19 protein-coding genes are annotated in these 22,664 nt (G+C 40.0%); 7 read left to right on the top strand and 12 right to left on the bottom strand.

Going from position 1 to position 22,664, the window contains the following annotated elements; genetic code table 11:
• Window positions 1-8: 8 nt before the first annotated feature.
• On the bottom strand, window positions 9-3,086 hold the full coding sequence (locus C7Y70_RS00055) for an efflux RND transporter permease subunit (protein ID WP_135472957.1): 3,078 nt from the start codon (window positions 3,084-3,086) through the stop codon (window positions 9-11).
• A gap of 2 nt (window positions 3,087-3,088) precedes the next feature.
• A complete protein-coding gene (locus C7Y70_RS00060; protein ID WP_237113946.1) occupies window positions 3,089-4,105 on the bottom strand; it encodes an efflux RND transporter periplasmic adaptor subunit in 1,017 nt (338 codons plus the stop codon).
• Between the two features lie 219 nt (window positions 4,106-4,324).
• Here C7Y70_RS00060 and C7Y70_RS00065 point away from each other — a divergent pair, with 219 nt between their 5' ends.
• Window positions 4,325-5,140 carry a UDP-2,3-diacylglucosamine diphosphatase gene (locus C7Y70_RS00065; protein WP_135472958.1) on the top strand — a complete coding sequence of 272 codons (816 nt, stop codon included), beginning with the start codon at window positions 4,325-4,327 and terminating at the stop codon, window positions 5,138-5,140.
• Between the two features lie 317 nt (window positions 5,141-5,457).
• On the opposite strand, the gene C7Y70_RS00070 is transcribed toward C7Y70_RS00065, so the two are convergent.
• The 3 genes from C7Y70_RS00070 to C7Y70_RS00080 are packed head-to-tail and all read right to left on the bottom strand — an operon-like array spanning window position 5,458 to window position 8,256.
• The gene (locus tag C7Y70_RS00070) at window positions 5,458-6,666 is read right to left on the bottom strand and encodes an ABC transporter permease (RefSeq protein WP_135472959.1); all 1,209 of its coding nucleotides are present in this window, start codon (window positions 6,664-6,666) and stop codon (window positions 5,458-5,460) included.
• Window positions 6,659-7,447 (bottom strand): ATP-binding cassette domain-containing protein, encoded by a 789-nt coding sequence (locus tag C7Y70_RS00075; RefSeq protein ID WP_099293871.1) that lies wholly within the window; start codon window positions 7,445-7,447, stop codon window positions 6,659-6,661. Before C7Y70_RS00075 ends, C7Y70_RS00070 begins: the two co-directional genes overlap by 8 nt.
• A complete protein-coding gene (locus tag C7Y70_RS00080; RefSeq protein WP_135472960.1) occupies window positions 7,447-8,256 on the bottom strand; it encodes a DUF3025 domain-containing protein in 810 nt (269 codons plus the stop codon). The genes C7Y70_RS00075 and C7Y70_RS00080 overlap by 1 nt, the downstream gene beginning before the upstream one ends.
• A 107-nt stretch (window positions 8,257-8,363) precedes the next feature.
• Between C7Y70_RS00080 and C7Y70_RS00085 the strand changes: the two genes are divergently transcribed.
• Together C7Y70_RS00085 and C7Y70_RS00090 are read left to right on the top strand one after the other, a co-directional pair.
• A complete protein-coding gene (locus C7Y70_RS00085; protein ID WP_135472961.1) occupies window positions 8,364-9,992 on the top strand; it encodes a M28 family metallopeptidase in 1,629 nt (542 codons plus the stop codon).
• A gap of 60 nt (window positions 9,993-10,052) precedes the next feature.
• Entirely contained in the window at window positions 10,053-11,225 is a 1,173-nt protein-coding gene (locus C7Y70_RS00090; protein WP_135472962.1) for a putative manganese transporter, read from the top strand.
• A gap of 36 nt (window positions 11,226-11,261) precedes the next feature.
• Here C7Y70_RS00090 and C7Y70_RS00095 read toward each other — a convergent pair whose 3' ends face one another.
• The 3 genes from C7Y70_RS00095 to C7Y70_RS00105 are packed head-to-tail and all read right to left on the bottom strand — an operon-like array spanning window position 11,262 to window position 14,401.
• Entirely contained in the window at window positions 11,262-12,506 is a 1,245-nt protein-coding gene (locus tag C7Y70_RS00095; RefSeq protein WP_135472963.1) for a lipoprotein-releasing ABC transporter permease subunit, read from the bottom strand.
• Window positions 12,496-13,194 carry a lipoprotein-releasing ABC transporter ATP-binding protein LolD gene (gene lolD / locus C7Y70_RS00100; protein WP_099293881.1) on the bottom strand — a complete coding sequence of 233 codons (699 nt, stop codon included), beginning with the start codon at window positions 13,192-13,194 and terminating at the stop codon, window positions 12,496-12,498. Before lolD ends, C7Y70_RS00095 begins: the two co-directional genes overlap by 11 nt.
• Complete coding sequence (locus C7Y70_RS00105; RefSeq protein WP_099293883.1) at window positions 13,187-14,401, bottom strand: lipoprotein-releasing ABC transporter permease subunit; 1,215 nt, start codon at window positions 14,399-14,401, stop codon at window positions 13,187-13,189. The genes lolD and C7Y70_RS00105 overlap by 8 nt, the downstream gene beginning before the upstream one ends.
• A 155-nt stretch (window positions 14,402-14,556) precedes the next feature.
• Between C7Y70_RS00105 and C7Y70_RS00110 the strand changes: the two genes are divergently transcribed.
• Window positions 14,557-16,224 (top strand): SulP family inorganic anion transporter, encoded by a 1,668-nt coding sequence (locus tag C7Y70_RS00110; RefSeq protein ID WP_210114642.1) that lies wholly within the window; start codon window positions 14,557-14,559, stop codon window positions 16,222-16,224.
• On the opposite strand, the gene C7Y70_RS00115 is transcribed toward C7Y70_RS00110, so the two are convergent.
• Window positions 16,221-17,090: a LysR substrate-binding domain-containing protein gene (locus C7Y70_RS00115; RefSeq protein WP_210114641.1), complete on the bottom strand. Its 870-nt coding sequence runs from the start codon at window positions 17,088-17,090 to the stop codon at window positions 16,221-16,223. The genes C7Y70_RS00110 and C7Y70_RS00115 overlap by 4 nt on opposite strands.
• Before the next feature lie 114 nt (window positions 17,091-17,204).
• Here C7Y70_RS00115 and C7Y70_RS00120 point away from each other — a divergent pair, with 114 nt between their 5' ends.
• Both C7Y70_RS00120 and fghA read left to right on the top strand, forming a co-directional pair.
• Window positions 17,205-18,326 carry an S-(hydroxymethyl)glutathione dehydrogenase/class III alcohol dehydrogenase gene (locus C7Y70_RS00120; RefSeq protein WP_135472966.1) on the top strand — a complete coding sequence of 374 codons (1,122 nt, stop codon included), beginning with the start codon at window positions 17,205-17,207 and terminating at the stop codon, window positions 18,324-18,326.
• A 56-nt stretch (window positions 18,327-18,382) separates the two neighbouring features.
• Window positions 18,383-19,225: an S-formylglutathione hydrolase gene (fghA, locus tag C7Y70_RS00125; RefSeq protein ID WP_135472967.1), complete on the top strand. Its 843-nt coding sequence runs from the start codon at window positions 18,383-18,385 to the stop codon at window positions 19,223-19,225.
• Here fghA and C7Y70_RS00130 read toward each other — a convergent pair.
• On the bottom strand, window positions 19,179-19,559 hold the full coding sequence (locus tag C7Y70_RS00130; RefSeq protein ID WP_135472968.1) for a hypothetical protein: 381 nt from the start codon (window positions 19,557-19,559) through the stop codon (window positions 19,179-19,181). The two genes, fghA and C7Y70_RS00130, sit on opposite strands and share 47 nt — an antisense overlap.
• Before the next feature lie 257 nt (window positions 19,560-19,816).
• Here C7Y70_RS00130 and C7Y70_RS00135 point away from each other — a divergent pair, with 257 nt between their 5' ends.
• Window positions 19,817-20,248, top strand: a complete 432-nt coding sequence (locus tag C7Y70_RS00135) for an MgtC/SapB family protein (protein ID WP_099293908.1) — start codon at window positions 19,817-19,819, stop codon at window positions 20,246-20,248.
• Window positions 20,249-20,280: 32 nt separating this feature from the next.
• Here the strand turns inward: C7Y70_RS00135 and C7Y70_RS00140 are convergent, their stop codons facing one another.
• Together C7Y70_RS00140 and C7Y70_RS00145 are read right to left on the bottom strand one after the other, a co-directional pair.
• A complete protein-coding gene (locus tag C7Y70_RS00140) occupies window positions 20,281-21,879 on the bottom strand; it encodes an ABC-F family ATPase (RefSeq protein ID WP_135472969.1) in 1,599 nt (532 codons plus the stop codon).
• 140 nt (window positions 21,880-22,019) lie between these two features.
• On the bottom strand, window positions 22,020-22,583 hold the full coding sequence (locus C7Y70_RS00145) for a DUF922 domain-containing protein (RefSeq protein ID WP_167850775.1): 564 nt from the start codon (window positions 22,581-22,583) through the stop codon (window positions 22,020-22,022).
• Window positions 22,584-22,664 lie beyond the last annotated feature (81 nt).

Below are 22,664 nucleotides of genomic sequence, written 5' to 3' on the forward strand. Positions count from 1 at the left end.
CTGATAGATCAAGCTTGCTCTAGCTCTTGTGCAAGTTGATTAGTTTCATCGCCACGAGGTTTAGTAAAACGCGCCAAACCAAGATAGATAACAGGAGTCAGATAAAGGGTGAATAATACCGCTAACCCAAGACCACCGAAAACAACCCACCCAATGGCGTTTCTCGCTTCTGCACCAGCCCCTGTTGACAAGATAAGTGGCAATGCACCTAATAGGGTTGATATCAATGTCATCGTAATCGGACGTAATCGAACCAACGCTGACTGCTCAACGGCTTTTCGTACGCTAAGACCTTGATCACGTAATTGGTCAGCAAACTCAACAAGTAAAATCGCATTTTTAGCAATCAAGCCAATTAGCATGACGAGTCCAATTTGAGAGTAGATATTTAACGAAGTACCCGTTAAATAAAGTGCTAAAATGGCGGAAGTAATTCCAAATGGGACTGTTATCATAACAACAATTGCACTGTTCACATTTTCAAACTGTGCTGCTAGCACTAAAAACACAATTAAAAATGCCAATATATAGGTCATAAAGACTTCGTTAGACGTTTCTTCAAAGGTAAGGGCTTCACCTTTAAAAGCTAACGTTATCCCATCAGGTAAAGTTTGTTGGGATATATCACGAAGTTGAATTACAAGTGATGCTATAGTCATCGATTCTGGTAATTCCATACTGAGTTCAATAGCACGACGTTGAGCATGTCTTTCTAATTCGGCTGCCACGCCCTCCTCTGTTATTTTAGCGACACTACTCAGAGGCACCAACTGTCCATTATTAGCGCTTACATAAAGGTTAGCAAGATCGCTGGGATCGCGAATTGTTTGGTTCTGTGATTGCAGCATAATTGGGATAGATTGATCGCCAATATTTAAATCTGCCACATCATCACCATTAATAGCAGCACGGAGAGTAATCGCTATATCGTTTAATGAAACACCTAATTCATCAGCTCGGCGTCTGTCGATATTTACACGTAGCTGAGGTTGCGATGGCTGATAAGATACACGCACAGAACCAACACCTGGGATTTGCTGTTCAACTTTTGCTGCAAAATCCTGAGCGGCAGAAAATATCTGCTTATAATCTTGGCCTAGTAAAGCCAATTCTATACCGCCACCTTGACCACGAAGGTTTAAACTATTTGAACCATTAGGGTATGCGGGAGCACCAGGTATACCCGTCAGCGGACCACGAATTTTATTGATGATTTCTTGTTGTGTGAAATGGCGTTCGTCCCAATGCTTGAGTGGTACTGTAATAAAAACAATGTTCGGATCCCATTGACCTACCACAGTGTAAATAGATTCTATTTCACCACTTTCAACAAATGGCAGAAGTATATCTTCCATTTTTATGGCTTGCCTATCCATAAAGTTAAGCCCGACACCATCAGGTCCACGGGAAAATATACGTATTTTACCTCTGTCTTCAGTTGGAAGAAGTTCATTTTCCAAATTAAAATACAGCGCACCAGAGCCACCTGCCACCAGTAAGCACGTAATGAGTGTTACCCAAGCATGATCAAGCACCCAGTGGATTGTTTTAGTATAAACACCTGCTAGCCAATGGCCTAGTTTTGCAAAAGGATGCCAACCGCCTTGTTTTAATTTTAGTTTTGAAGTCAGCGCGGGCACTAAAGATAACGCCACGAAACTAGAGATAATAACTGCACCGGCTAAAACCCCGCCAAACTCTCTAAACAACCGCCCTGCTGTTGAAGGTAAAAAAGCAATAGGTATAAATACTGCTGCTAACACGGCAGTGGTCGCTATAACAGCAAAAAACACTTCACGAGTACCTATAACAGCTGCTGCACGTCTGCCTAACCCAAGCCCTCGTTGTCGCTGAATATTCTCACTCACAACAATTGCATCATCAACGATTAAACCGGTTGCTAATACCAATGCCAGTAAGGTTAATATATTAATTGAAAAACCAAGTGCCCATATCAACGCAAGAGAGCCAACTAACGCCACAGGGATAGCAAATGCAGGTACCAAAGTTGCGCGCCAAGAGCCAATAAACACCCACAACGTAACGATAACCAATAGAATAGTTAAAATAAGAGAGCTAATAACTTCATCGACAGAACTACGAATAAATTGGGCATCATCAGAGGTTAATGTAAATTCTAGTTCAGGAAAACGAGTTCTCATTTTATCAAGTAGGTTAAGTACTTCATCTGATATCTCGATAGTATTAGATTGTGCTTGGCGAATAACTTCCATACCAATCACAGGTTGGCCATTTAAGCGTACCATCGAACGCGGATCTGCAGGACCGAAGTATACTGCGGAAATATCACCTATACGTGTGTTATCACGTATTATCATATCGCTCACTTGCTCCGCTGTAATAGATGTTGCATCAGCACGCACAATAACTTGCTGATCTGTTGACTTTAAACTCCCTGCCGGCACATCAAACGGAGCTTGACTAAGTACTTGTGCAACATCAGGGACTGTTAGGTTAAAGCTGGCTAATTTAAGAGGATCTAATCTTACTCGCAATACACGTTGACGATCTCCATTTAAGCGAACATCAGCAACACCTGGAATGGTTAAAAATTGCGGCGCTAAATCTACTTCAACCAGTTCAGTTAATTCCTCAAGTGCAATGCTATTACTTGATACTGTTAACGAGACAACAGCTTCAGCATCATTATCTGCTTTAATGATTGATACTCGTTCAACTTCTTCTGGTAATTCGCGCTGCACACGCGCTACAGATTCACGCGTTTCGTTAGCTGCATCATCTAAATTAATACCGGGTCTAAATTGCACAACTATTCGCGCGTTGCCCTCTTCACTTTGAGCACGAATTGTTTTAACGCCACTTACGCGAGCAACAGCACCTTCTAGTTTACTGGTCACTTCAGTGTCGACAGTTTCTGGTGAACCACCTGGGAAAGACGCTGAAACAGTAATTCGGGGTTGATCCACGTCAGGTAGTTCTCGCACTTCGACACCTGCGATTGCTGCAATACCCGCGATAATGATTAATAGATTCAGAACAACAATAAGGATAGGTCTACGGATTGCCATCGATGGCAAATCTTGCATCAGCGGTTGCTGTTTCATACCTACTCCTTAGAACTAGCTATAGGTGATAAAAAAGTGAGCTCTTGCTGTGGACGCAGTCTTTGCACACCTTCTACTACCAAGGTGTCATTTTCATCCAGACCACCTGACACTAACAACCTACCTGCAAGGCGTTGCTGTATTTTAACATCGACTCGGGTTGCTTTATTGTCCTTACTAACCCATACATAAGGACCGGTCGCGCCCCAGAGTAATGCAGCTTCAGGTACTGCTGCATAATTATTACCTAAAACTTCAATGTAAACCCTAAAACTCATTCCTGGAATGTAAGCATTATTTTCGTTATTTAACTTAGCTTTTACACGCATGGTACGTGTTTGCGGGTTTATTCTTGAATCTAGGTACGCAATTTCAGCATTGACCTTTTTACTACCTTGCCACGGGATAACCGATACACTGGCGTCATTGCGTAACATTTGAATTGCAGATTCAGGGGCATCAAAATTAATATATAGAGATTGTGTGTCATCAATACTTGCAATAGCGGTTTGTGACGTGATTCTATCTCCCACTTCAATATCAGTCAGTCCCATCACACCGTCAAATGGAGCTCGAACTTGCCGATCTTCATACTCTGTCTCAGCTTGAGTTAAGGTAACTTTAGCAAGCTGTGTCACTGTTTTAGCATCATCTAAATCGCTTTGCGGAACAGCGCCTTTAGCGTGGCTTTGCATTAAGCGCTTTTGAATTCTCTGGCTGTCAGCTAATTTGATTTTAGCCTCTTCAAGTGCCGCTTTTTGTCTGCGAGAATCAAGCTCCAACAATACTTGGCCTGCTGTTACTTTATCACCCGGCTTAAAATGCACCGCAGTCACACGGTCCCCTACGGCCGGGTATAAAATGACAGAGCGGATTGCTTCTGTATTACCCACAGCCTGAACCTGTTCTTTTGCACGTTCCATTTCAACCGCTTTAACGATGACATTGGCAGCTACAGCGTGCTTGCTCAGGCTACTTAAAATACCAATAAGAATGAATAAAAGAACACGATGTTTCAAAGTAATACCTAATTAATAATTATTTTCATTATGGTACGCAGTGTAACAGCTAATTGATCAATAAAAAGGCGAGTACGATTAACTGGCTAAACAATAAGATGAATGTGTTCTGATTTTGAGTAAATTAGTTATTTTATGTCATGCATAGTTATTAAAAGTGTCGTTTTAACGTCATGATATTTATTTAACGTGGTAATTATTACACCGCGAGTAACTGAAATGGATAAAAAAGAAAATACGTCAAATGTGTATTACCCTGCAGTATGGATATCGGATGTACACCTAGGTTATAAAGATTGCCAAGCCAATTACTTATTAGACTTTTTAAACCGAATCGATTGTGGCACGCTTTATTTAGTCGGTGATATTGTTGATTTATGGTCAATGAAACGACAGTTTTATTGGCACCAAAGTCACTATGAAGTATTAGCGTCCATTCAACGTAAAGCCCAATCGGGTACACGCGTGATTTATATACCCGGTAATCATGATGAAACTTTTCGTTATTATGTCAACAACACATTATTTGGTGTAGAAGTTCATCAGCAATTTATTCACACCACAGCGGCAAACAAACGCTTTCTACTGCTCCATGGCGATGATTTTGACTCTGCTACACGGTATAACAAATTTATTAGCCTAGTTGGTGATGCAGGCTATGACTTACTGTTATTTTTAAACCGTTGGACTAATCGAACTCGTCGGCTATTTGGTGGACACTATTGGTCACTCGCCTCATGGATAAAGGCACGTGTCCATAAAGCTAGAGAAGCAATAGAGGCTTTTGAAAAGGCAGCGGTTCATGAAGCTAAGCGCCAAGGAGTGGATGGCATAATTTGTGGTCATATACATCACCCACAGCTGAAAGTTGTCGATGGTATTGTCTACTGTAATGATGGTGATTGGATAGAGAACTGCACCGCCCTAGTCGAAAATGATAACGGCCGAATAGAATTAATTCATTGGTCAGAAAAACAAACTGTGCTCGAATCCGCAGACATTACTGATCTACAAGATACTAAATCAGCGGCTTAGGCTCATTGTTTACTCAATTTTAAGTGGTGAGCTTACCACCACTTAAAATCAAATTAGAATAGGGTCTGTTTAATCACGGCGCGAGGTTTGTAACCTAGTGGACTAAGTCAAAACCGAGCAAAGCTTGTGCGTCCTGCTCACGCCCCTTACCACCATCCATGTAGGCAACAAAGCGTAAATCGACCTTAGGCAGAGTCTGTTTAGAGGGAATAACCACACCAAACAGACTGCTGCAAATTTAACCTAAAAAGTAAACACACCCTAAACTTCACATATCATCTTCGTTAGCACATAGCGATATTCGCGTTCAGCCACGGTTACCTGAACAGTACTTCTTCTTTGTTAAACCACTTAACACAAAAAGCAAGTAGCGCACCTGCCACAATAACGGTGGCTAAGAATATTAAACCCAATAATGTATAATCTATCGTTCCTTTAATGATTTCTTTTATAGCTAGCGCAACGTTAGTCACAGGCACAAATGCTGTTTTTGCTGTGAGTTCTACATTTGGTAACAATGCAATAATAATTGGGAATATGACTCCCATTGTTAATGGTGTCATGTAGTTCTGCGCTTCTTTGAACGATCTGGCATAAATTGAAATTGCTAACGCTAGCGAAGAGAAAATAGCGGCGATAGGTAAAAGAAGTATAAATATTAATGCCAAATCAATCACTTTGAGTGAACTAAACGCCGTTTTAATGACAGCCAAATCAATAAAGGTAATTGCGATACTTATCCAAACTCCCATACTGAGCACGGTTATTGTGGTGGTCGCTATAGATGCAGCCAATAAAGTAACAAACTTACCTAGCACAAGCTGAGTACGTGTAATTGGGGTAAGTAACAGAGTTTCTAATGTACCCCGCTCCTTTTCGCCTGCACCTAAATCAATAGCCGGATACGTTGCCCCCATTAATACTAAAGGGATGAGCAAATAAGGAATAAATCCGCCTATTTTTTCACCTAGATTCTCACGTTTATCTGCGGTATCAACTTTAACAACTTCAATGGGGTTTAAAACCGCAGCCTGTTGTTCTTCACTAATACCAAATGATAAAAGCTTTTGTTGTTGAAGCTTATTGCCAAAATCATTTGCCAGTTCTGACACTCTATCAAACAAAAAGTTGATGGCTTTTGCATCATTGTAAACGACTTCCCATTTACTTTGCTTAGCCTCATCCAAGGCTTTCTTAGCGTCAGTGGGAAGGTATATACCCATGTCAATAGTACCCGCTTTTACAGCTGCTGTTAGGTCTTCAACGCTAGTAAATGTTTGTTCGCCTTTATAAAGCTCAAAGCTTTTATGGTAAAACACTTTATCTGTGAATTCTTGTGCGTAATGACCGTTTATAATTGCGTAGGTGTGAACTTTTTGTTCAGCCTCAAGCGCAGCTTGTGAGCTCATAAACGCCATAACACCAAACAAAAGCGGGAAAATAAGCACCGGGAGTGCCACGATAAATATAAGTGTTTTTTTATCGCGTAAAAGCTCTCTAAGTTCCTTTTTAAATACTTCAAACATCTGCTTTCTCCATTAAAATATTCATAAATGCTTGATTAAGTTCATCGCTATTACCTGCCTGCTTGAATTCTTCTAAGCTACCATCAAAGCAACTTACACCTTCATTAATTACAGCGACACGATCACAAAGCAGTGCAACTTCATCTAAGTGGTGAGTAGAGAAAATAACTGGCGTGCCTTGCTCTTTAAGTCCCTTTATAAATTTGATAACCGTTTGGGTTGTCATAATATCAAGCCCAGTTGTTGGCTCATCAAGCACCACAACCTCGGGGTGATGAACAACAGCCCGAGCAATATTTGCTTTTTGTTTCATGCCTGTTGATAGGTTTTCAGCGCGCTTATCAATAAAACTGTGCATATCCAGTAAATCAAACAGTTCCTCACAGCGCTCTTTAATATCAGCTTTATTCATGCCATGTAATTTAGCAAAATATTCAATATTTTCTTTAACGGTTAAACGGCCATAAAGACCTGTACTACCAGACAAAAAACCTATTGATTTACGCCCTAGTAAAGGTTTTTTCACTATATCTGCATCCGCAATATGAATACTTCCTTCATCTGGCTTTAGTGCAGTTGAAATCATTCGTAAAGTGGTCGTTTTACCTGCCCCATTGGGACCTAAAAGACCGAGCACTTCACCTTTTGAACAGCTAAAACTAACGTCACGTACAGAATGAAAAAAGTCTTTATCTTCACGCGGGTCGACTTTATCCACTTTATTTTTTTTGTGATCCTTAGTTAGCTTAAATTTTTTCTTAAGCCCTATGACTTCAATCATTAGCGTATCCTTCGTTTAGGTCTAAAGTAGTCAGTGTTACTGTAGAATTCACTGTTTTTATTATCATCGTGCCAACCTGGCACACCAAGTAATGGTAGAGGTGATAACAGGCTGTTATCTTGGAGACAATCGTTATTTTCAATCATCTCACAAAGCACAGTATCTAGGTACGCATATTGTGCAACTAAATCTTTACAAAATGTGTCACTTGGCACTTTTACGAATAAGGCTTTTCCTGTTAGTCCTATATACGGTTTAGTTAGCATTTCATAATTTGCGTGACCAAACATAAAGGGCGAAATACTATTACCCCACTCACCTCGTAAATCCACGAATGCTTCTTGCCACTGATGATTACGCAAACGTGTAGGCCACATATCATCGGTAACTGCCAGAATAACGCCACATTCATCAAAAAGCGTTAACGCATTACGGTGCTTACTTCTTTGTTTCGTCCCATGCAAGTTTATCTCTTGCACATGACGTTTATTTAACAATGATTTCGTTTTAGGGAATAAACACCAGATAAAACCACCGAATAAGTCATGCCAATTTTTTTGTCGTGTCGGGACTAAACCGGTGTCAAAAATTATTTGCTCGTAATACCGCTCTTCTGCACTAAAGTAATCATCTTCTTTAAAAACGATCGGTCTATTATTGGCATTTGTTGCATTTAAAAAACCATCAAACCAACTACAACTAGGCCAATCTGATTGTTCATTTAATTTAAACAACTTATTGAGATGATCAAATGCACCTGAGCTTACTAATTCACAATGCCATTGCTCATAAGGGGTAAACCGCTTCATGAGTACCTTTTGCTTTACAACTATGTTTATTCAGTTTACCGCAAAAACTGGTTCTCTTTAATAGTTCTTCATATACTGGTTGTACTTAAAACAAAAAAAGAGTGACTATGAATCGTTATTTTTCTCTTACATTGCTTGCAAGTGCTGTGCTTGCAGGATGTGCAACAACAAGTCTCACTTCTGAAGATGTTGAAAAAGGCTACCAATCAATTAATGCTGAGCAATTAGCTGAGCATGTTAAAGTATTGGCATCAGATGAGTTTGGTGGCAGAGCCCCTTCTTCTAAAGGTGAAGAACTGACGCTTGCTTATTTAACCGACCAATTCAAAAAAGTGGGTTTTGAACCGGGTAACGGCGATAGCTTTTTACAAGAAGTACCGCTAGTTTCACTTGAAGCTGACTCTGACATGGTTTTAACCATTGGTGGGAAAGACTACCAGTATAAGAAAGACATGGTAATGGGCAGTAGCCGTATCAGCGAAAGCGAAGGAATCAAAGATTCTGAACTTGTGTTCGTAGGTTATGGTGTAAATGCACCAGAATACAACTGGAATGACTATGAAGGCCTTGATGTAAAAGGTAAAACAGTTGTAATGCTGGTTAATGATCCTGGTTTTGCTACTAAAGACCCTGCTTTGTTCACCGGTGATGCAATGACCTATTATGGTCGTTGGACATACAAATATGAAGAAGCGAGCCGTCAAGGTGCTGCTGGTGCAATTATAATCCATGAAACTGCACCAGCCTCTTACCCTTGGTCTGTTGTTGAAAATTCTTGGAGTGGTGAACAGTTTGGGTTCCAAAAAGAAAATAACAACATGGACCGTGTTGCTGTTGAAGGTTGGGTCACGACTGACGTAGCAAAAGAGCTGTTTACAAAGGCCGGTCTTGATTTTGACAGTGCTAAAGCGAATGCAGCTAAAGGGGCTTATCACGTAGACATGGGTGATTTAACAGCTTCTGTTGCGGTTAAAAACACCATTAAAACTTCGATTTCATATAATTTTATCGCTACTTTACCAGGCAGCGAAAAACCGGATGAGCATATTATCTATTCTGCTCACTGGGATCACCTTGGCACAGATAAAAACCGTAAAGGCGATCAAATTTATAATGGCGCTCACGATAATGCAACCGGAACAGGTGGCATGATTGAAGTAGCTGAAGCATTTTCAATGTTACCGCAAAACCCTAGCCGTTCTATTACCTTTTTAGCCGTTACGGCTGAGGAACAAGGTCTTTTAGGCTCAAAGTATTACGCAGCTAACCCTGTAATACCAGCTACAAAAACAGTGGCTAATATCAATATGGATAGCTTAAATTTATTAGGAAAAGTAAAAGATATCAGTGTTGTTGGTATCGGAAAATCTGAAATGGATGTGCTTTTAGAGAACGCAGCTAAAAAACAAGGCCGTGTTGTATCGGGCGATCCTAAACCATCATCGGGTGGATATTACCGCTCTGATCACTTTGCTTTTGCAAGCATGGGTGTACCTGCCATGTATGCTGGTGGAGGAAGCGAAGCGTTTGACGAAGAAACAGCAAATTATCGTAAACGTATGAGCTTGGTTTTACGTGGTTGTTACCATCAACCTTGTGATAGGTACCGCGATGAGTGGGATTTATCGGGTGCAGTTCAAGACTTACAATTGTTCTATCAAGTAGGCTTTGATATCTCTGAACAGCCTCAATGGCCTAAATGGAATGAAACGTCTGAGTTCCAAAGAGCCAAATGATATTGATTTTTATTTAGATTAATTATAAAGTGCAACCTACAGAATTTTTAGGTTGCACTTATGATTACTTACACATTACCAAAGATTTTTACTTCTCTTAATAGACAGCCTATCTTTTCAAACAAACGTTTTTTACTGCCGATCATTTTATTGATTTGTTTGCTTTACCCTCCTCTTCGCCAGATATCAATGGCGGCAATGAGCGATGCTTTTTTCCAAGTAAGTGTATTTGTTGCGGCAACTTTGTTTATTTATTATTTTGCAATCGAAAAACTACCACAACTGGAACTTGCTTACTTAAACGCAAAATCACCCGTGTTAGAGCTTAGCTTTGCAGCTTTTCTAGGCGCATTACCTGGGTGTGGAGGTGCAATTATAGTGGTGACACAGTTTACTAAAGGACAAGCCAGTTTTGGCTCCGTAGTCGCAGTTTTGACTGCTACTATGGGAGATGCGGCATTTTTATTAATAGCCACACACCCATTGGATGGACTCAAAATGATGTGTATCGGCTTGATTGTTGGTGTAATAAGTGGCTATTTAGTCAACATTATACACAACCGTGATTTTTTAGTGCCGCCAGTAAAAAAGACTCAGCAGACGTGTAATTTACAGTACAACAAGGCAATTGTATTTAGTAAGTCTATCTGGAAAGTTACTTTGCTGCCCAGCATTATTATTGCGCTGCTTATGGCGTTCAATATCGATTTGAATCAACTTGGTATAACAGCTAACGACGCAATAACCGCTTTTGGAGCTGGCATGGCTTTATTTGCAGTAGTCACTTGGGCTTTGTCATCCAAAGGAAAAAGTTATCAACAAATAACCAGCGAAGAAGACTCTCCAAAGCCTCCTTCTAAGCTCTACAAAGTATTGCAAGATACTCACTTTGTCACAGCGTGGGTTGTTGCCTCATTTATGCTATTTGAAATACTGTTAACGTTTACAGGGATTGAATTAAAAGTATGGTTTTCACACTTTGCCTATTTAGCGCCTTTGATTGCAGTATTCATTGGTTTTTTACCTGGTTGTGGACCGCAAATAATCGTAACGACGTTGTATATACAAGGTATTATTCCCTTTAGTGCACTTGCAGCTAATGCCATATCAAATGATGGAGATGCGCTTTTTCCGGCGATCGCAATGGCCCCCAAAGCTGCATTAATAGCAACACTATACTCGGCAATACCCGCATTACTTGTCGGGTACGGGCTGTATTTTTATGGAACATAACGCCAAAAAACATAAAGGGCGCCCAGTCTCGGTGTATTAATTGCCCAAGACTTTTGCCGGATCAACTCTAGTGGCTTGCCACGCAGGATAAATAGTGGCTAAAACAGCCAACGTAAAGGTCACTATGATTGTAACTATAATATCTTGCCACACTAACTTACTCGGTAAAAACTCTATAAAATACACACCTTGTAATGGATTAGCCCCTGCTAGCTGGCTTAGCCAATTAAATAAGCTGCTAATATTCAGTGCCACCAGAATGCCAATAACACTGCCTAAAACAACCCCAACAAAGGCTTGCGTAAGCCCCTGCATCACAAAGGTAGCTAGAATAGTGCTGTCTTTAGCGCCCATGGTTTTAAGTATCGCTATGTTAGATTGCTTTTCGCGCACTTCCATTACTAAAGAAGACACTATATTGAAGCTGGCCACTGCAATAATAAGAAATACAACAATGTAGACAATGGTACGCACCATTTGAATATCTTGATACAAGCTTCCTTGCGTTCTAAACCAGCTAGAAATATACACATAATCCGGAATGGTTTGCCCTACTCGCAAAGCTATTTGGTGGGCATAAAATACATCATTGACTTGCAGTCTCAATCCAGTGACCTGTTGTTCATCGTAACCTAGTAAAGACTGCGCTTTTTTAAGGTGAATAAATGCTGCCGAGCTGTCAATTGGACCACCCATTTTAACAATACCAACCAGCGTTAAAGTTACACGTTTAGGGGCTAAAATATCATTACTTGTTTGATTTACTTGTGGGATCAACAATGTGACAGAATCACCACGCTGTAACGCCAGTTGCTCGACAATTTGCGAGCCTAGTATGACCTCTTCGGTGTTTATTTGGTCAATTAGTTTGCCTTGAATAAACTGGTTTATTGATGAAACGTTTTTTTCAAGCTCAGGACTTACTCCCCGTACCTCGACCGCTTTCAAATCACTCTTGTACTGCGCCATTCCATTAACACTAATGAAAGGAGCTGCGCCGGTAACACTGGCTTGTTTTTGTAAGTTTTCAACTTTACTTGACCACTGCTCGATAGGTCGACTCGGTGCAACATATTCAACTTGCGGCACTACACTCAATAAGCGGTGAACTAACTGTTGCTCAAAGCCATTTATGACAGACAACGCAACGATTAACACTGCCACACCTAATAAAATACCAATGGTAGAAGCTTTAGCAATAAATGTGACAAACCCATTTTGTCGTTCGCCAGCACCTGCTTGCGTTCGAAATCGTTTACTCAAATAAGCACTAAGCAACATGGCTGCTCTCTTTTATTGCAATTTTACCTTCGTCTAAATAGGCAATCTTGCCAAGTTTGTCAGCTAGTTCTAAATCGTGTGTGACTACAACAAAGCTTGTATTGAGCGTGCTATTGAGCTCTTTAATTAAATCGTAAATCTTAATCGCATTTTGTTTATCAAGGTTCCCCGTAGGCTCATCGGCTAATACCAGTGCAGGGTTGGTTACAAGAGCACGCGCAATTGCTACGCGTTGTCTTTCTCCGCCTGAAAGCGCGGAGGGTTTGTGTAAACTACGATGAGATAAGCCAACTTTTTCTAACATGGCGAGTGCTTGAGTATTGGCTTTTTTAGCACTATGGCCTTTGATTAACAGCGGCATTGCAACATTTTCTACCGCATTAAATTCCATTAACAGATGATGAAATTGATAAATGAAACCTAAATTTTCGTTTCTAAACTTAGCCTGCTCCTTTCGTGAAAGATCAGCAACGCGTTGTCCTTTAATTTTTGCAATACCATCAGTTTGGCTATCCAAAGTACCAAGGATATGCAGTAAGGTACTTTTCCCAGAGCCTGAGCTGCCTACTATTGCAAGCATTTCACCTTGAGTAAGCCTTAGGTTAACGCCTTTTAACACTTCAACTTGGTTCTCACCATCTTGATAAGATTTACTTAATTTTTCACACTCAATAACAAAATCATTCATAACGCAGTACCTCTGCTGGGCTAACTTTGGCGGCCTTTATTGCCGGGTATAAGGTCGCTAAAAAACTCATAACAATACTTCCCAGTGCAATCAGTATTAAACTTGAAACATCAAATATCACGGGTAATCGAATACCTGTAAGTACATTTAATCCAATAGCAGATAATACCTCGTTTATATTTGCACTGAGTAATATCCCCAGTACGGCTCCTATGCTGGTCCCTATCAGCCCGTTGTATAATCCTTGAATCATAAATACATGTTGAACTTGGTTCGGTGTTAAACCTAAGGTCTGTAAAATCGCAACTTCACTTTGCTTTTCACTCACCATCATAGTTAAGGCAGAAACGATATTAAACACAGCCACCAACACAATAAGCGCCAACAACATCGACATAATTCGCTTTTCCATTGCAACGGCAGCAAATAGTGTGCCTTGAGATTGACGCCAATCGGTTATTTCAAAGTTTTTAAATAAGTGCGTACTTTCAGTAAAATCATCAATTAAAAAAGGGTCTTTCAATGAAATACTTAAATTAGGAGCAACTGAATTTGCTTGTTTAAGAACACGCTGTAAAGATTCGCCGCTGGTAAATGCAAGGCCCATATCAATTTCAGACCCTGTCTCGTATATGGCAGCCACCGTAAATAGTCGTTGGCTTGGTACACGTCCAAGTGGTGTGTATGTGCTAGCATTAGGCATAATCACACGTAACTTGTTACCTAAAGAAATATTTAATTTTCGAGCTAAATATCGACTGATAGCAATATTGTAGCGAACAGATAAAACTTGTTCCCATTGCCCCTGTACAATTTTGTCGCTGATTTTGTAAAGCGAGGCGTTATCGTCGTAAAGACCTTGTAATAAAACACCATGTAAATCTTTGTTGGTTTGCAATATTGCTTCACCGTGGCGATATAAACTGACGTTTTTAACAAATTTAGATGACAAAATGTCAGCCTGTAAACGTTGCATTTGGTCGTGTGTTTTGTCTTCTGATGACACCTCAACATGAGGTATGAGGCCCAACATATTTGATTTTAAATTATTTTCAAAACCATTCATAACAGAGCTAACGGTATAAAGCGCCATCAAACCAATCGCAATGCCGGCAATAGAAAAAAACGAGATAAATGAGATAAACGCGTTCCCTTTGGAGGAGCGACTATATCTGAGCCCAATAAATAGGCTAACAGGTTGAAACATAAGTTATAGAGACACACGTAATGCTAATAGAGCGGCCATACTAGCAAATTCAATTTTATTTGGGTATGAACAAAAGTGTAAAAAATAATTAAAAATCTGATACTTGATTAAGTCGTTTTGGGTTAAAATGCGCCAAATATCTAGATGAGGGCCCAATTTTGTCTTTACAGCGATTTAAACATGTCAATTTAAAGGGTGATTTATTCGGGGGTGTTACAACCGCGATTATATCATTGCCACTTGCACTTGCGTTTGGCGTTGCATCGGGTGCGGGTGCTGAAGCAGGTATGTGGGGCGCTATTTTAGTTGGTTTGTTTGCCGCATTGTTTGGCGGTTCTACTTCATTAATATCTGAGCCCACAGGGCCTATGACTGTCATCATGACAGCTATTCTCACAACCATGTTAGCAAGCTACCCTGAACAAGGTTTAGCGATGGGTTTTACCGTCGTCATGATGGCGGGCGCGTTTCAAATAATGCTAGGTACTCTCAAGCTAGGCAAGTACATCACTTTAATGCCTTATAGCGTTATATCAGGCTTTATGTCTGGTATTGGTGTTATTTTGATCATATTACAACTTGCTCCATTACTTGGTCATTCATCACCTGGTGGCGGCGTAATTGGTACATTATCAGCTTTACCCGAATTAATTACGTCATTACACTTTTCTGAATTATTTTTAGGCATCTGTACATTAGCAATTTTGTTTTACCTGCCACAAAAATACCGACAATATGTACCAGCGCAACTCGTTGCCCTTGTTGCTGTAACACTGGTATCAATAATATTCTTTTCCAGTGACGGTATTCGTCGTATTGGCGAAATCCCCAGCGGTTTACCAAGTTTCATTTTCCCAACCTTTTCTGCAGATTTATTCACTGAAATGGTTATTGATGCATTAGTATTAGGTACTTTAGGCTGCATAGATACGTTGCTTACTGCTGTTATTGGCGACAGTTTGACGCGAACAGAACATGATTCTGATAAAGAGCTACGAGGCCAAGGCATCGCAAATATGGTAGCCGGATTGTTTGGCGCATTACCTGGTGCAGGTGCAACAATGGGTACAGTCGTAAACGTACAGGTCGGTGCTCGTTCGCCATTAGCTGGCATTTTGCGAGCATTTATCTTAATGGCTGTCGTATTTGTAGCAGGTAGCTTAACAGAACCCATTCCCATGGCGGTTTTAGCCGGTATTGCTGTGTACGTTGGTATAAATATTCTAGATTGGAGTTTTATACAGCGCGCGCACAAACTCAGTATTTTACAAATGTCGATTATGTATGGCGTGATGATGCTAACTGTCTTCGTCGATTTGATTGTTGCGGTGGGATTAGGTGTTTTCATCTCAAACATCATTGTAATAGAACGATTAAGCCGAGAACAAGCAAAGCATGTTAAAGCAATCAGTGATGCTGATGATGATGACGTGCCGCTAACAGATGATGAAAGAGCCCTGTTAGATCAAGCACAGGGCAAGCTATTATTCTTTTATTTATCTGGCCCGATGATTTTCAGTGTCTCTAAAGCGATAGCGCGACAACATCGCCATATTGGTGAATACCAATCAATGCTGCTTGATTTATCCGGGGTGCAAATGCTCGACGTGACAGTATCTTTAGCGATTGAAAATGCAATTACAGATGCACTAGAAGCTAATTGTGACGTGTTTATCTATTCACCAAATAGTGAAACAAGCGATCAATTAAAGCGCCTTAGAATAAAAGATAAGTTGCCTACTGATTCTTTCTGCGAGAGCAGAGTTGAAGCACTTAATAAAGCACTTAAAAGAATGGATGAAAATACCGCTGAAACGATTTAATTGAGAGCATTTACTAAATGATCGAGTAATGCTTTTACATTCGTTGCTACAAATTGCCGAGGTGGGTATACACCCCATACCCCCTCGGGTTTTGGCTGATAATGAGTTAGTATGGGCACTAAACTACCCGCCTCTAGATCTTTCTCAATATAATAGTTAGGTAATTGTACGATACCTAACCCCTTCTTTGCCGCATCAGCAAGTGCCCAGCCACTATTACATTGCAGTCGCCCTGCAATTTTAATATGTTTGTCTCGTCCTTGCTCACACACTCGCCAGTAACTACTGTTACCTATTAAGCATTGGTGATTATTTAATTCAGTTACTGTATGTGGCTCACCAAAGGTATTTAAGTAATCCGGCGAGCAACAAATAACAAAATGTCGCGCACTTAAACGCCGTGCTTTTAAGCTTGAATCTTTTAGATGACCAAGGCGAATCGCTAAATCAAAACCACCTTCGACTAAATTTTCTTGTTGATTACTCAAGGACATTACAACTTCTACATCAGGATATTGCTGCATAAATGTATGCACTACAGGCATAATAAATGTTTCACCATACATCACCGGGGCAGTTAATTTAACTTTACCCTTTGGCGTACTTTGTTGCTGTGCCAGTAAAGCGGTTGCATCATCCATAGCATGTTGTAATTGTTTGATTTGATGTAAAAATGCCTCACCTTCTTTTGTTAGTACCACACTACGTGTTGTCCGTGTTAATAGTTGCGAATTAAGCCTATGCTCAAGCTGCGTTACTTGGCGGCTTATATGCGCAACTGATACATTTAAACTAACGGCTGCTTTAGTGAAGCTTCCCTCTTCACCCACTGCAATAAATTCATCTATTCCTGCCCAACGATTCATTATTACCATACTGTAAAAGTGTTTTATTAAATTGGAGATTAACATTGTTTGAGAAACAAATAAAATAAAGCTATTGTTTATATCGTTTTGTATTTATCAGGAAGAGAACACACTATGTCAGAATTTATCAAATCAAAAGCCGCGGTTGCCTGGGGCCCTAAACAACCACTCTCTATTGAAGAAGTGGACGTAATGATGCCTAAAAAAGGCGAAGTTATGGTAAAAATAACAGCTACTGGTGTTTGTCACACAGATGCTTTCACCCTATCAGGTGAAGATCCAGAAGGTATTTTCCCTACTATTTTGGGACACGAAGGCGCTGGTGTTGTTTATGCTGTTGGCGATGACGTTACAAGCGTTGCGGTTGGCGATCATGTTATACCACTTTACACTGCAGAGTGTGGCGTATGTAAAATGTGTACTTCAGGTAAAACAAATTTGTGCTCCGCTGTGCGCGAAACTCAAGGCAAAGGCCTTATGCCAGATGGCACGACTCGCTTCTATAAAGATGGCCAACCAATTTATCATTACATGGGCACATCCACTTTCTCTGAATACACCGTGCTACCAGAAATATCCCTAGCTAAAGTAAATAAAGAAGCACCACTTGAAGAAGTCTGTTTATTAGGCTGTGGCGTAACAACAGGTATGGGAGCCGTTACGAAAACAGCAAAAGTACAAGCTGGAGACACCGTTGCTATATTTGGTTTAGGCGGGATTGGCTTGTCAGCAATTATTGGCGCAAAAATGGCAGGTGCGAGCAGAATTATTGGTATTGATATTAATACCTCAAAATTTGATCTTGCCACTAAACTTGGTGCAACAGATCTAATAAATCCAAAAGACTTTGATAAGCCTATTCAAGAAGTTATTGTAGAGATGACAGACGGCGGTGTTGATTTCTCATTTGAATGTATCGGTAAAGTTGATGTTATGCGCTCTGCCCTTGAATGTTGTCATAAGGGCTGGGGTGAATCTGTGATCATTGGTGTTGCAGGCGCTGGTCAAGAAATATCAACTCGTCCGTTCCAATTAGTTACAGGCCGAGTATGGCGCGGTAGCGCATTTGGTGGTGTGAAAGGCCGCTCTGAGTTACCTGAAATTGTTGAGCGTTACATGGCTGGTGAGTTTGCTTTAAATGACTTCATCACGCATACCATGGCACTTGACGGTATCAACGAAGCTTTTGATTTAATGCACGAAGGTAAAAGTATTCGTACAGTAATTCACTACTAATAACTTTATCATAAGATGCCATGAACTTTAGTTCATGGCATCTTAGTGAGGACAACATGCTAGATAATATATCAACAGCTAAAGTCAGTGGTGGCTGGCATAAGCAATACAGCCATGACTCAACTAGTACCCATTGCAAAATGCGTTTCGCAGTATTTTTACCTCCCGGTGCTAGTCAAACTAATAAAGTACCCGTACTTTATTGGTTATCAGGTTTAACCTGTACTGATGAGAACTTTATGCAAAAAGCAGGGGCCTTTAAAAAAGCAGCTGAGCTGGGCATTGCTATTGTAGCACCTGACACCAGTCCTCGAGGGGATAATGTACCTGATGAAGACAGCTATGATTTTGGTCAGGGTGCAGGGTTTTATGTTAATGCAACACAAGCACCCTACAATACTTACTACAACATGTACGATTACATTGTAGAAGAGCTCCCAGCATTAATTGAGCAACACTTCCCTGTATCAGATAAAAAAGCAATCAGTGGCCATTCAATGGGTGGACATGGTGCGTTAATGATTGCACTTCGCAATCCTGATCGTTACATCAGTGCATCTGCATTTAGCCCTATAACTAACCCGATTAATTGCCCTTGGGGCCAGAAAGCTTTTAGTCAGTACCTCGGTGATGATAAACGAACATGGGCTAAATATGACACTTGCGAACTAATGAATAACGCAGAATCTGCGCATTTTGTGCCTATGCTAATTGATCAAGGTGAAGCAGATAACTTTTTAGTTGAACAACTAAAAATTGAAGCCTTATTTAAAATTGTGAATGAAAAGGACTACCCTGCTGAAATCAACATGTACCCAGGGTATGATCACAGTTATTACTTTATTAGTAGCTTTATTGACGAACACCTATTATTTCATCAACAGTTTTTTGAACGTTAATGTTTTTATCTTCTTTGGGGAGGTTGGGATCAACTTCCTCGCAGACTTTCAGTGACTTAGAGACTTGCTTACACACGAGTTCTGGTTCATTGTGCTCTATTAGAAGACCAACTAAGTAGCTATCGACTTCAAAGCCTAAATTACTAAACGAAACCGTATCTCCGCCTTTTATTACATGTGAACTTTTTGGAGGTTTACTTGGGTGAGATAATGCTAAATCCGCATCATAGTTTTCATCTGCTTTACTGTAAATGCTGCTATCAAGAACTACACCAGCAAAAGTACAACCAGATAGAGTGAAACTAATGAATAATATTATATATAATTTGACCATCACCTATTGTTCCTGTTTTCATACATAAAATCCCAATAGCTAGCATTATATGTGCCGCCTGAAACATTGTAATCAAAAAAACTGTAATAAACTGTAGTCGCTACATTTAGGTATTTACCCCTGTAAAATATTCATACCCCCTAAAAAACCTCACATCTAAACCCACTTAAGATATTGAAAATTAAAAATATTAATTCTTACTAGTTTGGTTTGATTTTTGCTATTCATAGTTTAAATAATTATTTGGAATCGCTAAGATGGAATTAGATTTACAGTGGAATGAAATAGTAAAAAATTTAATGCACCTGGGGATCGCTTATATTCTCTCGCTCCCGATGGCATTTGATCGTGAAAGCTCCAACCATGGTGCGGGGCTGAGGACATTCCCATTAGTCGCTGTAGCATCTTGTGGTTATGCATTAGTGGGAATGTCTGTGCTGACATCATCTGAAGCTGAATCGAAGGTGTTAGAGGGCATTATTACCGGAATTGGCTTTATCGGGGGTGGCGCAATCTTAAAAAATAAAAGTTCAATTTATGGTACAGCTACGGCAGCAAGTATATGGAATATGGGTTTAATAGGTATTGCAGTTGCATTTAGCCGTTATGAAATTGCAATTTTAATGGCCATAATAAACTTTGTCACTTTACGCTATGTTAAACGTCTAAAACCATCAGGCAATAATTAAAGAACTGGCTGACGCCAGTTCTTATGTTCAGGCTAGTTTACAGCTTCAGCTTGACTAGCCATAAACTCATTAAAGGTTCCGTGAAAATTAACTACTTTTTTATCACGAATATCGATAATACGCGTCGCCAATGATGACACAAACTCACGGTCATGACTGACAAAAATGAGCGTGCCTTCAAAATCTTTTAATGCATTATTTAGCGCTTCAATGGCTTCCATATCCATATGGTTAGTAGGTTCATCCATAACCAGTACATTGACATCTTGCATCATTAATTTACCAAACAATAAACGGTTCTTCTCACCACCTGAGCAATTTTTAGCTTTTTTGTTTGCATCATCTGCGGTAAATAACAAACGCCCTAGCATTCCTCGTACCATCAAATCATTGTGCTTTGCTGTACGCCATTGTGACATCCAATCAAACAAGGTTAAGTCATTGTCAAAGTCCTTGCTGCTATCTTGTGGGCAGTAGCCTATTGATGCATTTTCAGACCATTTAATAACACCATGATTTGGCTCAAGTTGATTGACTAAACAGCGGATAAACGTTGATTTCCCCACCCCGTTTTCACCAATGATAGCCAATTTAGAGCCAGCTTCTAAAATAAGCTCCCCTCCTTCAAACAATACGTCACCATCAAACCCATGACCAAAGTTCTCAAGAATTAATGCTTGGCGATGCATTCTTTTGCCTTCATCAAAATATAATGAAGGAGCCATACGGCTAGACGATTTAACTTCGTCCAAGCTAATTTTATCCATGCGTTTAGCCCGTGAACTTGCTTGTTTTGCTTTTGAGGCATTTGCACCAAAGCGATTCACGAAATCTTGTAACTCATCAATCTCTGATTGTTTTTTTGCATTTCCAGCAAGTAATTGTTCACGAATAAGTGATGAAGCTTCAATGTATTTCTCATAGTTACCTGGATAGATCCGAAGCTCACCATAATCAATGTCAGCCATATGCGTACATACCGCGTTAAGAAAATAGCGGTCATGCGAAATGATAATCATGGTGCACTTACGTTGATTAAGTTCATGCTCTAGCCAATTAATCGTGTGAATGTCCAAGTTATTGGTTGGTTCGTCCAATAGGAGAATATCTGGGTTGGCAAATAATGCCTGTGCAAGAAGAACACGTAACTTCCAACCTGGTGCAACTTGTGACATCAAACCAAAGTGGAATTCTTCTTCAATACCCGCTTTTAACAAAATATCGCCAGCACGGCTTTCTGCACTATAACCATCCATTTCTGCAAAAATACTCTCAAGTTCAGCAACTTTCATCCCTTCTGCTTCACTCATTTCTGGCAATGAATAGATACGATCACGCTCTTGCTTAATTTCCCAAAGAGCAACATCACCCATGATCACTGTATCAACGACAGAGAATTGCTCAAAAGCAAATTGATCTTGGCTTAAGTTACCTACTTTTAAACCTGGGGTGATTGAAACATTCCCCGATGTAGGTGTTAGCGCACCGCTAAGGATTTTCATAAACGTTGATTTACCGCAGCCGTTTGCCCCTATTAGGCCATAACGATTTCCGTTACCAAATTTAGCGGAAATGTTTTCAAATAAAGGTTCAGCACCAAACTGCATGGTGATATTAGCGGTTGAGATCAAGATAAATTCCTAAGCAATTAAGAGCAAGCAAACTCACTCAGTGATGAGGAGTTAATACAGGCAGTAACACAAGATAAAGAGGCCGCGAATTATACAGCCCACACACCATACAGTCGAGCTTTGTCGTATTTTACATATCATTAAAGGTGACTATACAACCAAGCGTCCTGTGTTTCCCCATGATTAGTATCCAGATCATACTTTTTAGTAGCTTGATCTAATTTTTCCATAATTTTATAAGCGAGTTCATTTGCTTCTTGATTTATCTTTTGACAACCGGATCGGGAAGAGAAGGCTCGTAATGAAGAGTCGATTTCCTTTGCAGCTTCAACAGCTAAAGAGCCATGTCCATTTTCGTGTTTTTCTAAGTTTGGATACCATGAATTCCATACTTTGTGTACGTCTTCGCTCTCTGAGCGTAGTTTTGGCATAGTATATTTTAAGGTTAATACCGTCTTAACTTTATTTAGTATGCAGCGCTGTCTGCCACGACTTTTACTATTAAATCTCCATTGAATATTATACTCAGTGTAGCCATGAAATTTATTACCATTATGTTTTATTGGTGATGCCTGATTAACATTTTTTAATAAATTACGTGTATGACTTACAGACACATTATAAAACTCATGTGACTGTGCAACCTTCGGCTCAGCAACTAAAAATGAAGAATAAACTGCTAACAAAATAAATAAACGTTTCAAATTACAATTCCCTTTAATTATAAAACCCTATTAGCCTACTTTATCTGACCTTTGAATCACATATCAGTAACAAAAAAGCGA

It is taken from the genome of Pseudoalteromonas sp. KS88, assembly GCF_004766475.1.
GTDB lineage: Bacteria > Pseudomonadota > Gammaproteobacteria > Enterobacterales > Alteromonadaceae > Pseudoalteromonas.